Below are 20,085 nucleotides of genomic sequence, written 5' to 3'. Positions count from 1 at the left end.
TTGAATCCTAAAAACGACCAAAGTTAAAACGCGTACATTCTTTTGTCCGTCGATAGTTCAAAACAGTACTCTGCGTGCTTTCTAAGGCATTCAAACACTTCTCGATCCAACTTATAACTATCAACTTGTTCCGTTAATATCGCTAGAGTTTCTTCCAGTGTCATACCTTTACGATAGGGGCGAGACTGGGTTAATGCTTGGAATACATCGACTACAGCAACAATTCTACTGGGTTGATCTAAATCTTCAGCCGTTTTACCCATCGGATAGCCTGAACCATCTAACCTTTCATGGTGATCGGAAGCCCACTGACACACCTGAGGCGAACTAAATAGCTCCTGCAGCGCGAATCGAGTATCTGTCGCATGGCGTTTAATACAACAGTATTCTTCGTCAGTGAGCAAATCTGGCTTATGAAGAATGTCACCAGGGGTTTGCAGTTTGCCAATATCGTGAACTAAACCAGCTAAATAGAGCTTTCTCTGCGTTGTGCGTGAATAACCAAGTTGTTTAGCTAGATATTCAGAAAGTTGCCCTACCTTCAACGAGTGCTTGAAAGTGAACGAGCTTTTCGTATCAACGACATTAGCAATAAACTCGGCAAAGGCGACTGTCTCATCCAGCGACATTTGCTGAGAGAAAAAGGGCACAGGTTCAAAGTTATCTCTCATATTCTCGATGTAAGGGGTCTCCATCGAGAACCAAAAATCATCCAGATCGACCAACTCACACATGTGCTGTACAAGATTGGTTTCGAACATCTCATCCGCTTGCTCAGTCAAACGTCCAATAATGCTCGCTTTACCGTCTGGGGTTAGGTTCCCATAACGATCAGAAGCTGTTATGCCATATAGATAGTCAACTCTGTCAGCAAGCATCACAACTGCAGCCAGTTCCTTTTCTAATTCACTGATATTCATAGTCTTTAGATCTAACCAAGGGGTATGATGATAAAGAACTGGCTTAGCAAATATAGAAAGAACAGGGCACTCCTTTAAAATTTGGTAGCCCTTTTGACAATGGTAATAAGTCGAGTCGGGAACAAACCCCGAATTCAGTCGACGTTGCTCGTCTATTTGCGACACTCCGCAGTCGTGAATTAGCCCTAACGAAAATGCGAGCTGTGCCTGCTCCTCTTCCCACCCCACGCTCAGAGCACATCGATACGCGATGTAACCCACCCTCTGTCCATGGTTTTTGCTTTCAAAACCGACGTTATCAAGCGCCTTAGCAATACCAAATAGAGCCTTTCTTAGGTCTACGGTTACCTCTTGGCAATGTTGAATCATTACTTAAGCCTAGTATTTTTATAGTTTTTATATATTTAGGCTGCTAATACTAATACATGACTAACGATCATACCCGCAATTATTATAAGGTTTAATGTGTTTCGTGATAGATCTAGCGTATCACGAATAATTCGTGCCACAAGTGGTTGCATATTCAAAATTGTGTGACATTATAACCTGCCGACCAAAAGACACTTAAATCATCAGCCAAAAGAAAAGGGAAAACATGTTTAAAACAGTTATCGATGAAGAGTTATCCATCGCTCTGGTTGAAGAGAACTTCGCATTTCATTACGCGGAAATTTCACAAAACCAAAATGAGTATCTTAGCCAATGGTTAGCATGGCCACCGCACTGCAAAACAGAGCAGGACTTTAGGATCTTCATCCAGCGCTCGCTACATGATTACGCGGAAGGCAAAAGCATGACATGTGCGATTGTGTACAAAGACAATATCGTCGGTAACTGTAGCTTTAACACCATTGACCACAGCAAACAGAAAGTCACGATAGGCTATTGGTTGTCTGAGACTTACCAAGGTAACGGGATCGTTACACGCGTAGTTGAGAAGCTCATTGATATTGCTTTCAATGAGTTAGATATGGAAAAGGTGGAGATATCAGCTGCAACTGGCAACCAGAGTAGTCGCAAGGTTTGTGAGCGCTTACATTTCACATTAGAAGGTATCATAACTCGTAACGAGAACTTAAATGGCCGTATCATAGATCATGCTATTTATGGCCTTCATCGTTTAAGCGCCAACAATATCTAAGCTTGATTTTCTACTTGGTAAATTTTGCCAATTGATAGTGAATGATAATTGGTAATTAGTAAGTTAATTAAATTAGTAAGCCACGATATTAAACCGTGGCTTTCATTTTTAAGAGTCTAATTGGTCTCTTACTAAAATCATTTACGTGATCTTTGGGATTAAGATACAGAACTTAGCACCACCGCGATTGCTATCGCAGATCCGAATGTCCCAAGAAAGCTTTTTAGCCGCTGAAATCGCGATCGCTAGACCTAACCCTAACCCACCAGTTGCTGATGCTCTGCTAGAATCTAAGCGAGAAAACGGAAGGAATACTTCTTCACGCCTGTCCTCCGGTATCCCAGAGCCATTGTCTTCAATCAGAACCAGCCAATTTTCTGAGTTCTCGTCCAGAGTTACCCAGACTTTGTCTTGTGTGTAATTCCCAGCGTTCTTAATCACGTTATCAAAAACCAAACGCGCCATCGAGCAATCACACTTAATTTTGCACTCTAGCTTTACTTTGGACTCAAAAATAACATTGTCTAACTCCGAGTAACGGATTCTATCTAAACAATACTCGCGAAGGTCAGCTTTCACTTTAACAAGCTCGAAGAAAGAATTATCCATGACATTCAACTTCGACAGCATGATAATTTCTGACGTGAGGTCGTTGATATCCCCGATGTAGGTATCAATATCATCGAAAAAAACCTGATGATGCTCTGGAGCTTCCCGCCTTAAGAGATCCGTCGCCAATTGAATACGGCTTAGCGGTGTACGGACTTCATGTGGAATCGCTTGAGCAAATATATGACTTTGTTTTACTTTGCTCTCAATCTCCTCAGCCATGAAGTTAAAACTTTTGGCTAGCTCAGACACTGGGTGTATATCATCTACGTCAGAGCGAGTACTCAGCTTCCCCTTACCAAACTGCTTCTGTTTCTCAACAAGTAACTCTATTCTTTCTTGAAAACGCCTAACAGGTAAGTAAACACTTGCGCCAATAGCGAAGATAACGGCCAACAAAAGCCCGATAAGAAAGTTTCTTTCTGAATCTTCATACCACTCAATTTCAGGTGAGAAGAAATCGCCTACCTCACTGAACGCAAAGCTAAACCTAGAATTTGGTAGCTGAAATACTGCCGAATAGAGATTATTTTCACTTAGGTATACCGGTACACCATTCAAGGTGGTAAATAACTCGCATCGTTGACACGGAGCCTCTCCCGACCAATTCTCCAACAGGCGTAAATTGAAAATATAAAATTGCTGGTAGCCTGTTCTGTCGAGTTCTTTATATAGCGAGTTTTCTCGGTTGTGTTGACGAACATACTGCTCAGAAAAGTAGATGCCATCATTAAGGAATATTTCGATCTGGGTACGCCGCATGTGCCCTTCACCAAGGTTCCAAAACAAAAATATCGTTGCCGACATCCCTGCCACAATTCCAAGGTACAAACGAGTAAACATAGAAACAGATCGAAGTTTCACCGCGATAGACTTATACAACCAGCATATACCCCTTGTTACGAACCGTACGGATCAACTGCTTATCTTTTGCATGCATACGCAGCTTCCGGCGCAACCCTGAAACGCGCATATCAATAGAGCGGTCGTTAAAGGCATAATCAATACCTCTAAATAGCTGGCAACATTGATCTCGAGTAACGACCTGACAAATGTTATTAACAAGAAGATTTAGAATTTCAAACTCGGCAGAGGTGAGCTTTAGGTTCTGTCCATACAGAGTGGCACTTTGAGCTGTACTGTTGATCACAATTTCACCTGGGGTTTCAGCGGTCGTGTCAGGCTCAGCAACAACAGGGGCTGCGCGACGCAATAGTGCTTCAATTCGTGCCAATAATGCATGACCACGAATAGGTTTTGCTACGTAGTCATCCGCGCCAAACTTAAACAAACTAACCTCACTCATTTCATCAGCAGAGGCAGTCAATACTAAGATAATCCCATTATAAAATTCGCGAGCCTGTCGGCAAATCTGTGCGCCGCTCATTCCTGGAAGCATCAAGTCCAACAGAACGAGATCGGGTTCAATACTGCGGATCGCTTCAATGGCCAAATCCCCTTCATGGACAACGCTAACATTGTAGCCTTCAGCTTCGAGGTAAAGCGTAGTTAAACGCGCTATCGCCTGGTCATCTTCGACAATCAGCACTTTGGTTTTCGACATTTCTATCACCAGCATTTATTAAAAGCGAGGGCAGTATATATACTGTTCATATATCATCAATATTGTTATTGAAGTCACTAACTTACCGTACGCAAAACATATTAATCACTTTTGTACATACACGTTTACAAACCATCGTTCAGCAACAAAATCGCTCATTTATTGATTAATTTCCCGTCAAAAACGGAAAATCTAAACGCTTAAATGCTTAAATGCTTACGTTTGCTTACCTTCTTACGCACACTTACATTAAAAGAATTTACAAAACTCATTCAAATAAACTTGCTAAACATTAATAACACAATAGTTAGTAACACTTCAAATCAACAAAATGACAGATTTTAAAACCGCGATCGTATTCTAAAAAATTGAAGAAAACGATTACTTAACCAATCAAATAGCATGTTCCATTATCAAGCTCTCTCCCCCTCTATCAAGTAAAGTCTTCTTCAAGTAACATTTATTCGGCTAATCATTAACTCAAATAATAAACAACGGTGACTTACTGATTAAACAAAAGTCACTTTGTCACAAGGCCACTTAAAGATGAACAAATCGCTTTTAATGTTACTGACCATAACCGCTTTGTTGGCAACACGAGTCACCGCTGCTCCTAATAAACATGAGGTGATGAATCAAATCAAAGCGCAAGTAAGCTCTTGGATAGATATTCAAGTCACACCACAAAATAGTATTATCCAAAAGATGGTCTTCAACTGTAATTTCTACCTAACAACCCCAAGCATTAAATCTCCAGATGGCAACGAAAGCAGCTCTGGTTCATATCGCTTTTATTCACATAATGGGGTAGTCGGCGCGATGACTGAACCTTTCACTACTCAACCCCTTCCAGAATTAACAATGTGCCTGAAAGAAGACTTCATCGTCACTAACCAAGATCAAGCCCAATTATTATTTGAAGCCATTGAGACGGTATACACAAATCATTCAATGTTTGACGATCGCTTCCCGAAAGAAATCGTCAAGACATCAATAGGTTGGAACTTCATCAACGGGGAAATTTTTGGGGACAATAAAGGCTATGCGATTGAAAGCACCCCGGAAGGAAAAGTAACCAAAATTATCCGTTCACTGAATCTTTAAACGCTATTTTTATCGCTAAATTCTTCTTTAACTCCTGATTTTTCTTAAACACATAGCTTCTTCATGACAGTTAAAGGTCAGAGTTCAATTTGATAGATGCACTGCCAAAGCACGACACCTGTCTGCATAAATCGATTAAAGTATGAGTTCCCCGAATTTATTATGATGACCAGCTACCAACCTTTCGAACATCTAAAGTGTCCTATCTGGATATATGACATTGATAATAAGCGAATAACCTGGGCAAACAGCAGTGCCCTCCCTCTTTGGGAGTCTGAATCTCTATTTGAACTGACCTCACGCGATTTTGGTATTGAAATGTCAAAAGCGATCGAAGCAACGCTTGAAGAATATCAGAGACAATTTCAGCGAAATCAAAGTGTAAAGACTTGGTGGAACTTCACCCCAAAATACATTTCTAAACGCGCACTATGTCTTTTCTCTGGAATCCCATTACCCGATGGCCGAACAGGGATGCTAGCGCAAGTCATCGCAGAAGAAGAGAGCTTAAAACGCGATCTCACATACTCTGATGGTTCCAACCTCTCTCTTTTATTCAACAAAGTGGGAAGCGTAGTGAGTGCAAACTCCGCTTTTTCTAAAAACTACGGCTCGCCGTTTAGTCGCCTATCCGATTTTGTTTCAAGCGAAGAAGTTGCAGACCAATGGTTATTTTCAGCTCGCAAAGGTCGAGACATTTTGGAGGAAGTCAGCTGTAAAATTGAAAATAAAACCCACCACTTTGATGTTCATGGAAAGTGGTTGTTTGACAAAAGTGAACTGCTATTAAACCTAACCTGTACCACCAAACAAAAAGAAAATTTGATTAAAGCTCGATATAACGCAGAGCACGACTGTCTCACTGAGCTCTACAACCGCCGCGGGATCACCAAAAGGCTCGAATCGAGTATTGCCTGTCGCTCGCCCTTTGAATTGATGTTTGTGGACCTTGATGGCTTTAAGTTGGTGAATGACACTTATGGGCATAGTGTTGGTGACCAACTACTCAAAAAAGTTGGCAAACGTCTTAAACAGATCCTCGACGAAACATGCACAATTGGTCGCTTTGGTGGTGATGAGTTCATCGTGATTGCTCACGCCCGAAAAAATCAAAATATCCCGTTACTCTGCTCTCGCACTATCGATTCTTTGAACAAAAGCTTCCAAATAAAAGGAATTGGCACCTTATCTGTAGGTTGCAGCATAGGTTCTGCTCATTTTCCAGATAATGCCACGGATAAAGAATCATTGTTAAAGCAGGCCGGAATGGCGATGCATGTTGCCAAAGCCAATGGTCGGAACCGCTTCCAAACTTTTACTCCAAATTTAGCGCAGATTCTACATCGGCAAGTAGAGATACGCCATAGGTTAACTCTGGCACTAGAAGGTGATGACCTCAATCTTCATTACCAACCGATAATGGACACCAATAGCAATAAAGTTAAAGGGTTTGAAGCCCTACTTAGATGGTCGGATAAAGATCTGGGCAACATCGAGCCTGATGAGTTTATTAGCCTAGCGGAAGAAACTGGACAGATTGTTCCACTCGGAAAGTGGGTCCTTAACTCTGCACTTAAGCAACTGTCGATATGGCACCGAAAATTTGATGATGAATTGGTAATGAGCATCAATATCTCGTGTATTCAGATGCACACTACTTTTGCAGAGCAACTATCGGCAATGCTCAACTTCTACAACATACAACCTAAAAGTATCGCCCTTGAGATCACTGAATCCTCAATGATCTTCAAACACGGTGAAGTCAGACAAGCATTAGACGATATTTCAGCGTTAGGCGTTGAGCTACACCTTGACGACTTCGGCACTGGCTACTCTTCTCTCTCTATGTTGCATGACTTGCCAATTAGTACCGTTAAGCTAGATAAAAGCTTCGTCCATGGCACCTATAAAGGGAGCGAAGCGATTGTCCAAGCCACCTATGCTATCTGTGAAAAATTGGGGCTTATGGTGGTTGCGGAAGGGTTCGAAACTGAAACACAAAAAGCTTTCTTAATCAGTTGCGGATATCAATATTTACAGGGATTTCTGTTCAGCAAACCTATCCCACCCGATGAAGTCGAAATGCGATTTTTGTCTAGTAGATAACTCGACTCTAAGGGGGTTACTTACTAAAGCAATTAAATTCCCCAAGCACAATATAATTATGTAAGTGGTAGATGCGAAAATGCTATCAACTATACCGCTTACGTAACTTTTACGTCATACCCAAGTCTAGATAATTTATACTTATACTATGCTCTGGAAAATAATGCTAGATATTACCTTTTCTTATAGATCGGGTAATCTTGAATTTATTTCCTTTATTTACATAAACTTAAATGACATTAAAATAAAATCAAACCATCCTTATAGAAACAATCCACTACAGAAGTAAAAACAAGTGCAATACAAATTAACATAGAAAATAAAACTATATTCTCAAAATTAACAATAAATAAACCATATCGAGATAATCATAAAAAACCGGGCGATCTGACATATAAATAATTTAATCATATAAAACCAAAAGCCAAATTAGCTTTCCAAAGAGGGAATGACAAAAATTACAGAACAAGACAAAAAGTAAAAATCCAGCCCCTAGAAATGGATAAATGCCAAAATAAATGGATAAATCCACTTTACCCCTTGTAAATCATCAACTTTTATTTATAAATTCAAGTTTTGGGTGAACATCTCTATAACCTGTTATTGACCCCAAAATTCTGCGATTAGTATCAACATCTTGAGAGAAATAGTGACATTAGTTATGTTATTTAGAAAGGACTCTTAGGTTGAATGAAAATCTCAGCATCACATATCAATCACGTAAATATAATAACTATCGCTTAGGAGTTAAGCTATGCATTGTTCTTTCAATATAAACAATAACTATGAGAGCTTGCAATTAATTTATAATGAAGAAAAAATATACATAAAAAGGAACAGTAATAAGATATCAGAGGAAAGTCTTAATAGTAAAGAAAGTTTTGTTTTCAAATATCTTATTGAGCATTCATCGATATCAAACCCTCAATCTGCTAGAGATGTTGAAAAGTCATTTAAATTACACTTCGATGAAGAGTTCAGCTTGTACGCTTTAAAGAACATTATTGCTTCGATAAGAAAAAAGTATAGGAATCTGTGTAAGAAAGCCAAAATTAACAATAATAGTGAACTTATCTCGAACCTTTATAAGGTTGGTTATTTTATCGACCTAGATAAAAGTACAACCAACCGTATAACACCAAAATACAACATCAACCAATTCAAGCTCAGCCATATCGAGATGTTGAAGCTGATGCTCAACACTTACCAAAAAGAGTTGATCAGAGGCTTTATAACCGTTTGTACCGTTTCTTCATTTTTTTTGTTCGTTGTCTACTTCTTCCAAATCCTTTATACAACGAAAATTGCAGATGAATACAGTAAAAACGCAAAGCAAATAGTAGAGGAAGTAATGAACTATGGCTGTGATAGCGAAGTTGCAGTGTACGCATTGAGGCACTCACTTAACCTTGATTCTGTTTTGATGACAACGCCATATGGTTCATGCTACATATCCAAAACACAATCAAAAATGGTTGAACTAGACCAAATTGAAAATTTTGACGATAGCCTAGATTTTGCTTATTCACGCTTCTCAGACCCCAAAGAGGACATCGAACTCATTGCGCGTATTTCTAAATGGTCTATTGAAGCTAGATATAAGAACTCATTACTCCCTCTTTTGGTTGATTCAGTTTCCATACAAAAAAATGGTCACTACATATTAAACCTAGGCGAAAACAGTCAGCCTATTTATCAAGCCCCACTTCCAACCGGTGCAACCATCACTTTCTACAGTGATGATATTGTGCTTCTGTGGGTCATTTTTTCTCTGGTGATCGCCACGCTACTTTATCGCTCATATATTCTTGGCTTTGGCATTTACCTGCTTCGTTGGCGACACATATCCTTCGAGGAAGAGCCCATAATCAACACTGACGACAATAGCGTTTTATATTACGAGTTATTGTCTAGAGTGCGTAACGTAGGCGTTCTGAGTTTCATCAACACCATGAGACGTACTAATTTGTTGACCTTTCATACTATTTTAATCATTGAAACAGTAAAAAAAGCGAAGTTAGACAATAGCCATGATATCTACGGTGTCAATGTGTGCCCGAGTGCGTTGGTGGGATCTAACTTTACAAAGCTCAAAGAGCATTTAGTCACGATGGAAGCGAATGAGTTTGTCGTAGAAATAACAGAGTATTCAAACATTGGCTATGGCTATGAGGTCATCGACAACATCAAAATGATCAAAGATCTTGGAATCACCATCGCGCTAGACGACTTTGGTACAGGTAACAACAACATTGAAATAATTAGTGCTATCTCTCCGACCTACCTAAAACTGGATCGTTGTTTTGTTAAAGACATTGAGTCAGGAGATTATCATCAAGGAGTATTGCTTAATATATCGGAGATTGGACGCTTATCAAACATCACGATGATTTATGAAGGTGTCGAGACGCGCAGGCAGCAATATATCTTATGTCAGTTAGGCTACAACCTACATCAAGGTTATCTGTACAGTAGACCTAGTCACTCGGAGGAGTAATTATCTACCACCTCATTTAAATATTGATGACCTCCCTTTTCTTGTTTAATTGCCATTGATCATACAACGACTTGAGAGCCCACAAGGAAGTAGGCTTCAAGCGTTCTCATAACCCAATACATTTCTCTCAAACATAAAAATATACTCTTCATTTTTATAAAAACCTTGCCAATCTGAATAAAAAGCTTAGTGTTATACACATGTATATCACCATGCAGTTTTAATTATGACCGAATGGAAAGACGACCAACCGATCTTTAGGCAGCTAGCGGCAAAGATCAGTGACCAAATTCTTCAAGGTGTTTGGTTAGAACAACAAGCATTGCCCTCAGTGCGTGCGGTTGCCGCCGATCTCAAGATCAACCACCTTACTGTCATGAAAAGCTACCAGTTACTGGTGGATGAAGGCTTGGTAGAGAAAAAACGCGGCCAAGGTATGTATGTCGCAGAAGGGGCACTTCAAAAATTGAAAGAGTCCGCACATCAATCATTCATCAACACACAGATCCCAGCCATCGCTGAGACGCTAGGCATCATTGATATGAGTGTCGAAGAACTCGTGAAACAGCTAGAACAACATATAAAGGACAAGTCATGAGTACTTTACTTTCAGTGAAAAACGTAACCAAAACCTATTCAAATCAAGTGGGTGTCGAGAACATCAGCTTTGAGTTAAAACCGGGGCAAGTGCTTGGTCTGCTAGGCCACAATGGCGCAGGGAAATCGACTCTGATCAAATCACTGCTTGGCGGACACAGCTATCAAGGTGAGATAGAAGTTAACGGCTATCACCCTATCCACCAGCATGCAGAACTCATGTTGCACCTGTCGTACATTTCAGATGTTAATGTGCTACCCGAGTGGATGACCGTTAAACAACTGCTTCGATACACCCAAGGCGTGCACCCAAGCTTCAACAAGCAAAAAGCAGAACAGACGTTAAGTAGCACCAACGTTAAGCTGTCTTCAGCGATCAAACAGCTTTCTAAAGGGATGAAGGTACAACTTCACCTTGCGATCATCATCGCGACCGACACTCAAGTGTTGATCTTAGATGAGCCAACGCTAGGTCTAGATCTGCTCTACCGCGATACTTTTTATCGCCACCTCCTAGAGTGGTTCCATGACGGCGAACGCGCGATGATCATCGCTAGCCACGAGGTTTCAGAGATTGAACACCTATTAACGGACGTATTGATTCTAAAACAAGGCCATTGTGTGCTGCAAAAGAGCATGGAAGACATCGAGAACGACTATTTCATTATCGATGTCGCAAACAACCACTCAAGCGAAATTCAGAAACTCAATCCACTGACCTCACAGCCAGGGCTAGGAACCACTAAGTGGTTATTGGAAGGTCAATACAAAGCGCAAGTTGAATCATTGGGTAACATCTACAACGTTGGTCTCGCAGACCTATTCCTTGCAACACAGACGGAGAAGGCATAATGCATCCAACTTTTTATATGCTAGAAAAAGAACTGATCGAGCACAAAATTAACACTCGATTGCCTCTGTTTATCGCGTTATGTGGTTTCTTGCTGTTCGTTAGTTTGTTTTTCAATGGCGCAGCGCAGCATGAGTTTTTCTTCCAAATGGAAGTGAATGGTGACGTAAGCGACATACACAGAGAGTTCGCACAAGACCTCAACTCAGTGATCTACTTTGGTGCTGGCCTTATTTCACTCATACTTTCGACGCTTTACATCCCTAAAACACTGCGTAAAGAGCGCCAAGAAGGCAGTTCGATGTTTTGGAGAAGCATGCCAGTATCCAATGCCATGACTCACGGCGTGAAGCTAGGCTTCGGTCTAGTGGTTATTCCGGCTATCTGCGCGCTATTAGTTCTATTCGCTGACTTCCTATTTTGGATATTGAACGTCTCAAGCGAACAACAATTGGCATTGATAGTAGAGCAGCAATCACTGTTTTATGTGCTGAGCAATTGGGTCGTGTTTTTTGGACGAATGATGTTAGTTGCACTGGTTTTATTGCCACTGGCAACCGTCACTCTAGCGATTTCGCAGCTGGTAAACTCTCCATTGCTTGTCATTTTCATCTCAAGCTATGCGATTAAGTTCCTCTCTGTCGCCGTGTTTGGGTTCTATGGCATCAATGACTTCCTATCTCTCATCGCGTCATTGCCAATGAATGTGCTCATAGCAAGCAACCCATTCAGTGCGATTGCAGAAGCGCCGATTTTATCTCTAGGTATTTACGCACTGATCGGTGTTGGTGGCTATCTGCTGAGCCTAAAGCTGAACCGAACCGATGATGTCAGTTTGAAGACGCTCTTCCAACGTTAACGCATTCGCTCCTGACGTTGGTGTTATCTCTCCCGAGCAGGTAACCACACCAGATATCAAAATCTAAATCAAAGCTTCTGAGAAATCGGAAGCTTTTTTTGATCACGACTTTGCCAAGACAGAGATGGGTAACAAGAACAAAGGTGCAAAGGGGTTTTAGTGAGGAGTAACAGAGTGAAGCAACAAGATAATCTAAGAGGAGGTATTAATGAGCTGACATTGAATGCATTGTTGTTAATGCCTGTCAGCTCTTTGGAGAATGATTTCTTTAGTCGCCGACCAGATGAAGGTCCTTGAGAGTGCTAATGAAATCGATTTGTTGCGTTTTACATTTGATTAAGCTTTTCAGCTTTTTTCTCTTAAAGCTTTACGATTTAAAGCTTATTTCTTTGAGGCTTCTTTCGCTGTGTCTTTCCAGTATTGGATGCGAACGCGATGAAGCTGTGCTCTTCTCATTTTTTTCATAAGGGATATTTCCTTTTCTTTAACTGCTCTTCATGAGCTATTTTTATTGCCAACCATTCGAATCTAACGGTGTTTGATGGCCAGATCAATGATACAAATCACAAAATTTATAGAGTTTTGAGTACCATTTACATCAAAGTATGACCTATATATCAACTATGGCTCAATTCAATCCTATGAGCCGCTCTTCAAAATTAAGGTTAGTTCTCTCAGATGACAAATTCATTTCAGTATCAATACAGTTCAATGATACTAATTTAATAGACCGGACCAATGCGGATTTAGTTCCAGCATCCTATCTTTTATTACTCGCCTTACTCGCAAGGTTACAGCGTAACCAATCCTATATTCAATGTGAACAATTAATCGCCACATTAGCCTATACGTCACAACATCAAAATGGGATTATGTTTGTAACGGGTAAAAAGCCGTAGCGGACAAAATTAAATAGACGTAATTAAATGGACGTGATCATGAGTAAAGTCATTCTACAAGGGCATATTCTTGTGCCAGACAACGACCTAGAAGCCGTCACACAAGCGCTGGTTGTTCATAAGGAACTCACACTCTCAGAACCCGGTTGTATCGTGTTTCGAGTCAGTCAAAGCTCACTTCAACCTAATCGTTTTGAAGTGTATGAAGAATTCACTAGCCGTGAGGCGTTTGAAGCGCACCAACAGCGAGTAAAAACGTCTGAATGGAGTGAAACCTCCAAGAACGTGACACGTCATTACCAAGTCACCGACGTTCCGACATCATAATGATACGTCCGCTAGCCAACCACATCGTCACGTTGATCAAACAAGATCCCTTACGAATGCAGGTTTTAGACTGTGTCGCTCAGCTGGATTTACCGCAGTGCTATGTCGCTGCGGGCTTTGTGAGAAACCTAGTTTGGGACGACCTACATGGTTATGCTTCCCCGACTCCACTTAATGATATTGATGTGATCTACTTTGATCCTATTGATACCTTCTACGAATCGGGTCTTAGATACGAGGCTCTACTTCAACAACGGTTGCCTGAATTAAATTGGCAAGTTCGCAATCAAGCCAACATGCATACTCGAAACGAGGATGAGCCCTATCAAAGCTCATTGGATGCGATGCGTTACTGGCCAGAGAAAGAAACCGCAGTCGCCGTCAAGCAAAGCCCGACAGGGGAAATCGAGTGCATTTCGGCTTTTGGTTTAGAGAGTTTGTTTGATTTAAAGATCACACCGAATCCCAATCGCAGCAGAGACGTGTTTGATCAACGAGTTCAGTCTAAAAACTGGTTAACTCATTGGCCGAAGTTAACTATTGGTTGTTTGAGTCTCAAAGGGTCCTTTGTCGCTCGTACTAATTAGTCGCAAGTTTTATACATTAATATGTTTAATATAAACTATGGTTAATATTAACTCACATCCATATAAGGTAGCTATTATGTCGATTTTACGTGCGTTACTGATACTTATAAGCTTAGTTATCATTGGGTGTGCTGATACACATAAACTTCAGGTTACGGATGTAAACTCGACAGCTAAATTTGAAACAAGTGATTCAGTTTTAATCGGCCGCTCAAAGAATGGGGAGTATGGGAAGCACTATTATTCAGGCTCAGGACTAATGGTGAGTAAAGCTCTTCAATCAGAGTTATTCACAAAACTAAACAACGTCGCAATCGCTAACCAAGCAGCTGACTACAATTTTGTCCTTGAATATGCGAAAAGCAATGAGTTCGACTACTTAATTTTTCCTACCATATTACACTGGGAAGATCGCGCGACTGAATGGTCAGCAAAGCCAGATAAAGTAAGCGTAAAAATTACAGTTGTTGATGTTAAAACAAAAGTAATTATTAAGTCTGGCATAATCGAAGGAAAAAGCGGGCTAGCTACCTTTGGCGGTGACCACACACAAGATTTATTGTCAGAGCCGGTCAGCGAATTTATGGCTAGCCTATTAAATTAATTATCGTGGTGATTCAATAATTGAGCTCTATTGCGTAGACAACATCAACTCTACCTTATGACACCGTAGTTAGCATGGTTAACCTATGTCGAATCAAACTTTGCCTCTGTAAAACCATTGACTAAAAGCCCAATCAGATCGAACATGCCCCCACTTGCTTAGCTTATCAATTTATTAGCTTAGTAAGTTAGTAACTAACCAACTCATCAACCGCGCGTGGCGACTAGCAGCTACGCTCTCTCGTCATACTGAGTAACGACCATGAACCAACAATACATGCTGCAAGCACTCGAAGCTTCGCGCCAAGCCCTACCCGATTGCCAACCAAACCCGCCTGTGGGTTGTATTTTGGTGAAGAACGATAAGGTGGTGTCTGTTGGATATACGCAAAAGGTCGGTGGAAACCACGCCGAGGTTGAAGCACTGAATAGCTATGACAGCGAAACGGACGGAGAAATGGAAGGCGTTACCGCTTACGTAACTTTAGAGCCATGTTCATTTGTTGGCAGAACACCCGCTTGCGCCAATACATTGGTTAAAGCCGGTGTAAAACACGTGGTAGTGGCGATGCTAGACCCAGACCCTCGCAATAATGGTCGTGGTGTGGCGATACTTGAATCACACGGAGTGAAAGTGGATGTAGGACTATGCCAAGAACAAGTGAGCGCCTTTTTAACCCCTTACCTTGGTAAGTCCTAGATCTTAAACAACCAGTATTAGTTCAATTTCACTCGGTAAAGCGGATTGACTGGCTTATCGACAAAATACGACCAGATATGATCGTAGACGGCATGTTGGTTAGGGAATGGCGCCAACGCTTTTGCCTCTTCTAAATTGCACCAACGATACTCGGTATGCTCGTCATTCAGTTCAATCGCTTGGTTGGCCGGGCATAGCACTGCAAAGACCGGGATTAGCTGAATTACATTCACGTACGCCTCGTAAAACTGCTCCAGAAACTGCGCGTTATACAAAGCTTCCACTTTAATTTGGGTCTCTTCTTCAAACTCGCGCACGATAGCCTGCCAGCCTGTTTCACCCGCTTCAATCGAGCCCGCGACATGGCACCAAAACTCGCCCTTCACACGTTTCATTAGTAGCATTTTCATTTGTCCGTCGATCTCTGAAATAGCGACACCAGATACAATCGAAGTATTGAGTGGAATCATAACGTTACCTTAGGTTGAACAGGAGGGCGGCAAGGCTACCACCCTTCACTGGTTAAGTTACCTTCTCTGATTAGAAACGAGAAGTTACTCATCAATTAATGAAGTTCAAGCTATAACTCATGGGTTCAGTGTTAACCATCTCGCTTAGCTATCCTGTAATAGAACCATTTCTTATTTGAGGCGTATTTCGATAAAGAGTAGAATCGCCGCCTTGTACTGTGTTTAAAGCCTTTAAACATACACAGTAGACTCACAACCATTTATCACCACGATATAAGTATTAATACGACTATGCACTCATCAAAACCAACGCACGACTCAGAAAACAGCCATACTCCTGAGCATTGCTTCACTCGTTTTCAACAGCCGATCGAGTCATATTCGTTGCCTGAGCGTTTCACATTCCCGTTCTACTACGAACCGCACCCACTGTGTGAAATAGCCTCTCATCAGCTTCAACAATATCTAGAAACACAAACCGACTGGCAGCATGACTTCGGACTAGATTCTGACGCTGGTCGCGGCAAAATGTTTGGTGTGTTACTGGTGAAAAGCCCAGAAGGTGAATTGGGTTACTTCTCTGCTTTCTCTGGAAAAATCGCAGACCAAAACCTACTGCCCCATTTTGTGCCACCCGTATTCGACATGTTGAGCAGCGACAGCTTTTTCCATCAAGACACAGCCGACATGATGGCTGTGAATGCGAAATTTAAAGCGCTGCAAGCAAACGCTGATTACCTTGAACTGTGCGAGCAACTGGCACAACAAAAAGCACAAGCTGAACAAGAGATTGAAGCGCAACGTTTATTAATTATAGAAGGCCGAAAAACACGTAAAGAACAACGTGAACAAGGCAAAGAAAACCTTGATGAGCAAGCTTTCGAACAGCTAAATAACGAGCTAAACAAGGCCAGTGTTGCCGACAAGAACCAGCAGAAATACCTAAAACTCAACTGGGAACAGACCCTGCAAGTGTTGCAGGCTAAAGGTGATGTTTTCACCTCTCAACTGGCTGAGCTAAAAGAGCAAAGAGCGCACCTTTCTCATCAGCTTCAACACAAGTTGTTTTCACAATACGCTTTCCAAAATGCGGAAGGAAACATTGAGGATCTGAACCAGATCTTTGAAGACACCCCAAACAAGATACCACCAGCGGGTTCTGGCGAATGTGCCGCTCCAAAGCTGCTGCAATACGCGTATTTGAACGGTTACACACCGCTGGCATTGGCTGAATTTTGGTGGGGTCGTTCACCGAAATCGGAAATCCGTAAGCACAAGAAATACTACGCCTCTTGCCAAAGTAAGTGTGTACCGATTTTAGGTCACATGATGAAAGGCTTAGAAGTCGATCCCAACCCATTGCTAGAAAACCCAGCTGAAGGCAAAGACCTCGATATCCTGTTCCAAGACGATCACATCGTTGTGGTACACAAACCAGCAGGTTTTCTATCCGTGCCGGGTAAAACCATCAAAGATTCGGCTTACACTCGTGTTCAAGAAATGCACCAAGATGTTGAAGGGCCATTTGTTATCCACCGTTTGGATATGGCGACCTCGGGCATTCTGATATTTGCTTTAACACGACGTGCGAACAAAAGCCTACAGAAGCAGTTCATTACTCGTGAAGTTGAGAAGCGATATGTCGCAATGATTGAAGGTGTGCTAGACCAAGATGAAGGCTATATTCGACTGCCATTGCGTGGCGACTTGTATGACCGCCCTCGTCAGATTGTTTGCTTCGAACACGGCAAGCCTGCAGAAACCAAATGGGAAGTGATTGAGCGAAACGAGCAAACCACTAAGGTTTACCTGCACCCTAAAACAGGCCGTACACACCAGTTACGTGTTCACTGTTCACACCAAGAAGGGCTTAACATGCCTATCGTGGGTGATGGCCTATATGGCAATAAAGCCGACCGACTGCACCTACACGCAGAAAGACTTGCACTGCACCACCCAGTCACCAAAGAGTGGATGGAATTCCAGTTCGACGCTGAATTCTAAGCGTTAAGCCTATTTTCTGCGTTGAGCCTAGGAGATAAACCAGAGTCACAAGCCATTTGTGACTCTGCCTCCCTCTTTCTCCTACCCCTTTCGGATAATTTTCCACGCTTATTGCACTACATCAAGGTCCACTTTTTTGTGACGAGTAGCATGCGCCTCTTCTTCTTTCCTTGAGGCCTTTGATATGTCATCAGCTGCTTTGAATATACAACCCAACACAACTACGTCTTCCGTGATCACTTCGCAAGCACTAAGCTTGAAACCACTCACAGACAAAAAGCCAGACCTAAATTCAGCAATGCTGAGCCTAATTGAAGAAGTTAAAAACGAACTCCCACTTTACGAATCAGAGACGTTTATCTGTGGGCCAAAAGGAAACTGTTCGGGTTGCTCTAAAAAGCTACTAGAAATGGTCGACAGTGAGTTGATGTACTGGGAGCACAGTATTTCCATTGGCCAAGGCCCCAACTTCGAAGAACTGCGCCGTTTTGGTAAGCTATGCAGCAGTGTTAGACGCGGTTTAGAGCGTAACGGTTTAGTCGAAAAGCGCCCAAAGAAAAGATAACAAGCCAACTCGATAATCATTACAATGTGCAGTTGGCGATTACAAGCTACCCTGCTACTAACTGATTGAACTCATTAGCTATGAAAGTAATAATGTTTTGTAATACAATTCAGTGCGCAGACCGACTTCGTAGATTCGAACTCATAAAGATAAGCTCATCGATACTTTCACTATATTCTCGAACGACTCTATCCTTCTTGTCTAACGTGCCTTAGCCTTCTGTATATCAATATCACACCAATTAGAAACCTATCTTGGACAACGGAGAGCCACCTTGAAGAGACCACAACCAGTACTGGGAAAGACCGGTATGCTATTTTTTCTCGTCATAATAAGTGCTTTCCCTCCATTGACCATCGACCTTTACTTACCTGCACTTCCGCAGATGGTCGAGGTGTTTAATACCGACCGATCAATGGTCAACCTAACCCTAAGCAGCTACTTCGTTACTTACGCCATCGGCCTTTTATTCTGGGGGCCGCTCAGCGAAAAATTTGGTCGTAAGCCGATCCTATTAATTGGATTAGCGGGCTATATGGTCGCGAGCATATTGTGCGCGATGACCAATAGCATCGAACAGTTAATTGGCGCTCGTGTATTCCAAGCCTTTGCGGGCAGTGCCATCACCGTTATCGCGACTGCCATTGTAAAAGATCTTTACGACGGCCGAGAACGTGAAAAGATCATGGCGACTATCATGTCACTGGTGATCATCGCACCAATGGTTGCGCCTGTATTTGGTGCCTTTCTACTGAAAATTACGTCTTGGCGAATGATGTTTGTCACCCTCGCCATTTTTGGTGCATTTGCGTCAGTATTAGCTTGCTGCTACCGAGAAACACTCGAAAACAAATACCAAGGTTCTATATTCCGCTCATGGGGAAGAATGGGCGTGGTCATGAAAAACCGCTCGTTCGTCAAGCTGCTGGTCATTTTCTCTATCATACCGATGGCGTTGATGGGCTTTCTTGCGGCGGGTTCTTATATCTACATCGATCACTTTGGATTGACCGAACAACAGTTTAGTTACGCGTTCGCATTCAATGCACTGTGCGCCTCATTTGGTCCAACAATTTACATGAAGTTGTCCTACCGAATGCCGGTTCAAAAGGTCATCTCAGGATGTTTTGCTTTATTAGCGCTTGCGGGAATCTTCACCCTAACCATTGGCGACCTGTCCCCTTGGTTCTTCATGTTCATCGCTGCACCAGCGACATTAATGGCGATCATCATGCGAGTACCGGGTACCAACTTGATGTTGAATCAACAAGATCATGACACGGGCTCTGCCGTCGCACTGATACAGTTCTTCAGCATGATTTGTGGTTCGCTTGGCATGGTATTAGTTTCAATACGCCCAGAGTCACTGATTGAAAACCTAGGCTTTATTCAATTATCCGTCGGTACGCTAGGCGGCCTGATGTGGCTGATGGTCAGAAACAAAGAGTTCGTGACTAATAAGCTGAATTAAAGCTCTCAAGCCTAATTGTCATTCACACTACAATAAACTTGAAAAACGCTATAACGAAATTAGAAACCGTCTACTTAGGCGGTTTTCTTGTATTTGAAGACGTACATTGAATTTTCAAGCCATGAGTTTCACGCACAAAAAAGCTCCTATTAAGGAGTAATGCCGATCAGTTAAAGCCAAAGTGATCGGTTGAAGGATCCTTCCGAGCTGTC

18 protein-coding genes are annotated in these 20,085 nt (G+C 41.9%); 14 read left to right on the top strand and 4 right to left on the bottom strand.

Annotated features, from left to right (window positions below; translation table 11 throughout):
- Positions 1–23: 23 nt before the first annotated feature.
- A complete protein-coding gene (locus tag ACED53_RS01835) occupies positions 24–1,289 on the bottom strand; it encodes an HD-GYP domain-containing protein (RefSeq protein WP_017099770.1) in 1,266 nt (421 codons plus the stop codon).
- Positions 1,290–1,515: 226 nt separating this feature from the next.
- Between ACED53_RS01835 and ACED53_RS01830 the strand changes: the two genes are divergently transcribed.
- The gene (locus tag ACED53_RS01830) at positions 1,516–2,061 is read left to right on the top strand and encodes a GNAT family N-acetyltransferase (RefSeq protein ID WP_017099769.1); all 546 of its coding nucleotides are present in this window, start codon (positions 1,516–1,518) and stop codon (positions 2,059–2,061) included.
- A gap of 141 nt (positions 2,062–2,202) precedes the next feature.
- Here the strand turns inward: ACED53_RS01830 and ACED53_RS01825 are convergent, their stop codons facing one another.
- Together ACED53_RS01825 and ACED53_RS01820 are read right to left on the bottom strand one after the other, a co-directional pair.
- The gene (locus ACED53_RS01825) at positions 2,203–3,552 is read right to left on the bottom strand and encodes a HAMP domain-containing sensor histidine kinase (protein WP_017099768.1); all 1,350 of its coding nucleotides are present in this window, start codon (positions 3,550–3,552) and stop codon (positions 2,203–2,205) included.
- Positions 3,545–4,234 carry a response regulator transcription factor gene (locus ACED53_RS01820; protein ID WP_029222829.1) on the bottom strand — a complete coding sequence of 230 codons (690 nt, stop codon included), beginning with the start codon at positions 4,232–4,234 and terminating at the stop codon, positions 3,545–3,547. Before ACED53_RS01820 ends, ACED53_RS01825 begins: the two co-directional genes overlap by 8 nt.
- Positions 4,235–4,780: 546 nt before the next feature.
- Here ACED53_RS01820 and ACED53_RS01815 point away from each other — a divergent pair.
- From ACED53_RS01815 to ACED53_RS01770, 10 genes are all read left to right on the top strand, one after another.
- Positions 4,781–5,338: a hypothetical protein gene (locus ACED53_RS01815; protein WP_017099767.1), complete on the top strand. Its 558-nt coding sequence runs from the start codon at positions 4,781–4,783 to the stop codon at positions 5,336–5,338.
- A gap of 162 nt (positions 5,339–5,500) precedes the next feature.
- A complete protein-coding gene (locus ACED53_RS01810; protein ID WP_102579738.1) occupies positions 5,501–7,444 on the top strand; it encodes a bifunctional diguanylate cyclase/phosphodiesterase in 1,944 nt (647 codons plus the stop codon).
- Positions 7,445–8,198: 754 nt separating this feature from the next.
- Positions 8,199–9,941, top strand: coding sequence for an EAL domain-containing protein (locus tag ACED53_RS01805; protein WP_012601022.1), 1,743 nt, complete (start codon positions 8,199–8,201; stop codon positions 9,939–9,941).
- A gap of 226 nt (positions 9,942–10,167) precedes the next feature.
- Positions 10,168–10,539: a GntR family transcriptional regulator gene (locus ACED53_RS01800; RefSeq protein WP_012601023.1), complete on the top strand. Its 372-nt coding sequence runs from the start codon at positions 10,168–10,170 to the stop codon at positions 10,537–10,539.
- Positions 10,536–11,390, top strand: coding sequence for an ABC transporter ATP-binding protein (locus ACED53_RS01795; protein ID WP_017099765.1), 855 nt, complete (start codon positions 10,536–10,538; stop codon positions 11,388–11,390). Before ACED53_RS01800 ends, ACED53_RS01795 begins: the two co-directional genes overlap by 4 nt.
- The gene (locus tag ACED53_RS01790; RefSeq protein ID WP_017099764.1) at positions 11,390–12,247 is read left to right on the top strand and encodes a hypothetical protein; all 858 of its coding nucleotides are present in this window, start codon (positions 11,390–11,392) and stop codon (positions 12,245–12,247) included. The genes ACED53_RS01795 and ACED53_RS01790 overlap by 1 nt, the downstream gene beginning before the upstream one ends.
- A gap of 938 nt (positions 12,248–13,185) precedes the next feature.
- Positions 13,186–13,473, top strand: coding sequence for a putative quinol monooxygenase (locus ACED53_RS01785; RefSeq protein ID WP_017099763.1), 288 nt, complete (start codon positions 13,186–13,188; stop codon positions 13,471–13,473).
- Complete coding sequence (locus ACED53_RS01780) at positions 13,473–14,060, top strand: nucleotidyltransferase family protein (protein ID WP_017099762.1); 588 nt, start codon at positions 13,473–13,475, stop codon at positions 14,058–14,060. Before ACED53_RS01785 ends, ACED53_RS01780 begins: the two co-directional genes overlap by 1 nt.
- Before the next feature lie 76 nt (positions 14,061–14,136).
- Complete coding sequence (locus ACED53_RS01775) at positions 14,137–14,664, top strand: DUF4823 domain-containing protein (protein WP_017099761.1); 528 nt, start codon at positions 14,137–14,139, stop codon at positions 14,662–14,664.
- Between the two features lie 261 nt (positions 14,665–14,925).
- Entirely contained in the window at positions 14,926–15,363 is a 438-nt protein-coding gene (locus ACED53_RS01770; protein WP_017099760.1) for a bifunctional diaminohydroxyphosphoribosylaminopyrimidine deaminase/5-amino-6-(5-phosphoribosylamino)uracil reductase RibD, read from the top strand.
- A gap of 17 nt (positions 15,364–15,380) precedes the next feature.
- Here ACED53_RS01770 and ACED53_RS01765 read toward each other — a convergent pair whose 3' ends face one another.
- Positions 15,381–15,833, bottom strand: a complete 453-nt coding sequence (locus ACED53_RS01765; RefSeq protein ID WP_029225342.1) for an NUDIX pyrophosphatase — start codon at positions 15,831–15,833, stop codon at positions 15,381–15,383.
- A 291-nt stretch (positions 15,834–16,124) separates the two neighbouring features.
- Here ACED53_RS01765 and ACED53_RS01760 point away from each other — a divergent pair, with 291 nt between their 5' ends.
- The 3 genes from ACED53_RS01760 to ACED53_RS01750 all read left to right on the top strand — a co-directional run bounded on the left by ACED53_RS01760 (position 16,125) and on the right by ACED53_RS01750 (position 19,873).
- Complete coding sequence (locus ACED53_RS01760; protein WP_017099759.1) at positions 16,125–17,837, top strand: RluA family pseudouridine synthase; 1,713 nt, start codon at positions 16,125–16,127, stop codon at positions 17,835–17,837.
- Between the two features lie 184 nt (positions 17,838–18,021).
- Positions 18,022–18,402: a hypothetical protein gene (locus ACED53_RS01755; RefSeq protein ID WP_017088689.1), complete on the top strand. Its 381-nt coding sequence runs from the start codon at positions 18,022–18,024 to the stop codon at positions 18,400–18,402.
- 310 nt (positions 18,403–18,712) lie between these two features.
- The gene (locus tag ACED53_RS01750) at positions 18,713–19,873 is read left to right on the top strand and encodes a multidrug effflux MFS transporter (protein WP_017099758.1); all 1,161 of its coding nucleotides are present in this window, start codon (positions 18,713–18,715) and stop codon (positions 19,871–19,873) included.
- The last annotated feature ends 212 nt before the right edge of the window (positions 19,874–20,085 follow it).

It is taken from the genome of Vibrio sp. 1F169, assembly GCF_041439605.1.
GTDB classification, from domain to species: domain Bacteria; phylum Pseudomonadota; class Gammaproteobacteria; order Enterobacterales; family Vibrionaceae; genus Vibrio; species Vibrio tasmaniensis_A.
The sequence above is the reverse complement of the archived record's forward strand: the minus strand, read 5'-3'. Positions and strand labels throughout refer to the sequence as shown.

Coding starts and splice junctions, on each gene's coding strand:
- ACED53_RS01835 (WP_017099770.1), bottom strand. CDS start 1,289: ATGATTCAACATTGCCAAGAGGTAACCGTAGACCTAAGAAAGGCTCTA.
- ACED53_RS01830 (WP_017099769.1), top strand. CDS start 1,516: ATGTTTAAAACAGTTATCGATGAAGAGTTATCCATCGCTCTGGTTGAA.
- ACED53_RS01820 (WP_029222829.1), bottom strand. CDS start 4,234: ATGTCGAAAACCAAAGTGCTGATTGTCGAAGATGACCAGGCGATAGCG.
- ACED53_RS01815 (WP_017099767.1), top strand. CDS start 4,781: ATGAACAAATCGCTTTTAATGTTACTGACCATAACCGCTTTGTTGGCA.
- ACED53_RS01810 (WP_102579738.1), top strand. CDS start 5,501: ATGATGACCAGCTACCAACCTTTCGAACATCTAAAGTGTCCTATCTGG.
- ACED53_RS01805 (WP_012601022.1), top strand. CDS start 8,199: ATGCATTGTTCTTTCAATATAAACAATAACTATGAGAGCTTGCAATTA.
- ACED53_RS01800 (WP_012601023.1), top strand. CDS start 10,168: ATGACCGAATGGAAAGACGACCAACCGATCTTTAGGCAGCTAGCGGCA.
- ACED53_RS01795 (WP_017099765.1), top strand. CDS start 10,536: ATGAGTACTTTACTTTCAGTGAAAAACGTAACCAAAACCTATTCAAAT.
- ACED53_RS01790 (WP_017099764.1), top strand. CDS start 11,390: ATGCATCCAACTTTTTATATGCTAGAAAAAGAACTGATCGAGCACAAA.
- ACED53_RS01785 (WP_017099763.1), top strand. CDS start 13,186: ATGAGTAAAGTCATTCTACAAGGGCATATTCTTGTGCCAGACAACGAC.
- ACED53_RS01780 (WP_017099762.1), top strand. CDS start 13,473: ATGATACGTCCGCTAGCCAACCACATCGTCACGTTGATCAAACAAGAT.
- ACED53_RS01775 (WP_017099761.1), top strand. CDS start 14,137: ATGTCGATTTTACGTGCGTTACTGATACTTATAAGCTTAGTTATCATT.
- ACED53_RS01770 (WP_017099760.1), top strand. CDS start 14,926: ATGAACCAACAATACATGCTGCAAGCACTCGAAGCTTCGCGCCAAGCC.
- ACED53_RS01765 (WP_029225342.1), bottom strand. CDS start 15,833: ATGATTCCACTCAATACTTCGATTGTATCTGGTGTCGCTATTTCAGAG.
- ACED53_RS01760 (WP_017099759.1), top strand. CDS start 16,125: ATGCACTCATCAAAACCAACGCACGACTCAGAAAACAGCCATACTCCT.
- ACED53_RS01755 (WP_017088689.1), top strand. CDS start 18,022: ATGTCATCAGCTGCTTTGAATATACAACCCAACACAACTACGTCTTCC.
- ACED53_RS01750 (WP_017099758.1), top strand. CDS start 18,713: ATGCTATTTTTTCTCGTCATAATAAGTGCTTTCCCTCCATTGACCATC.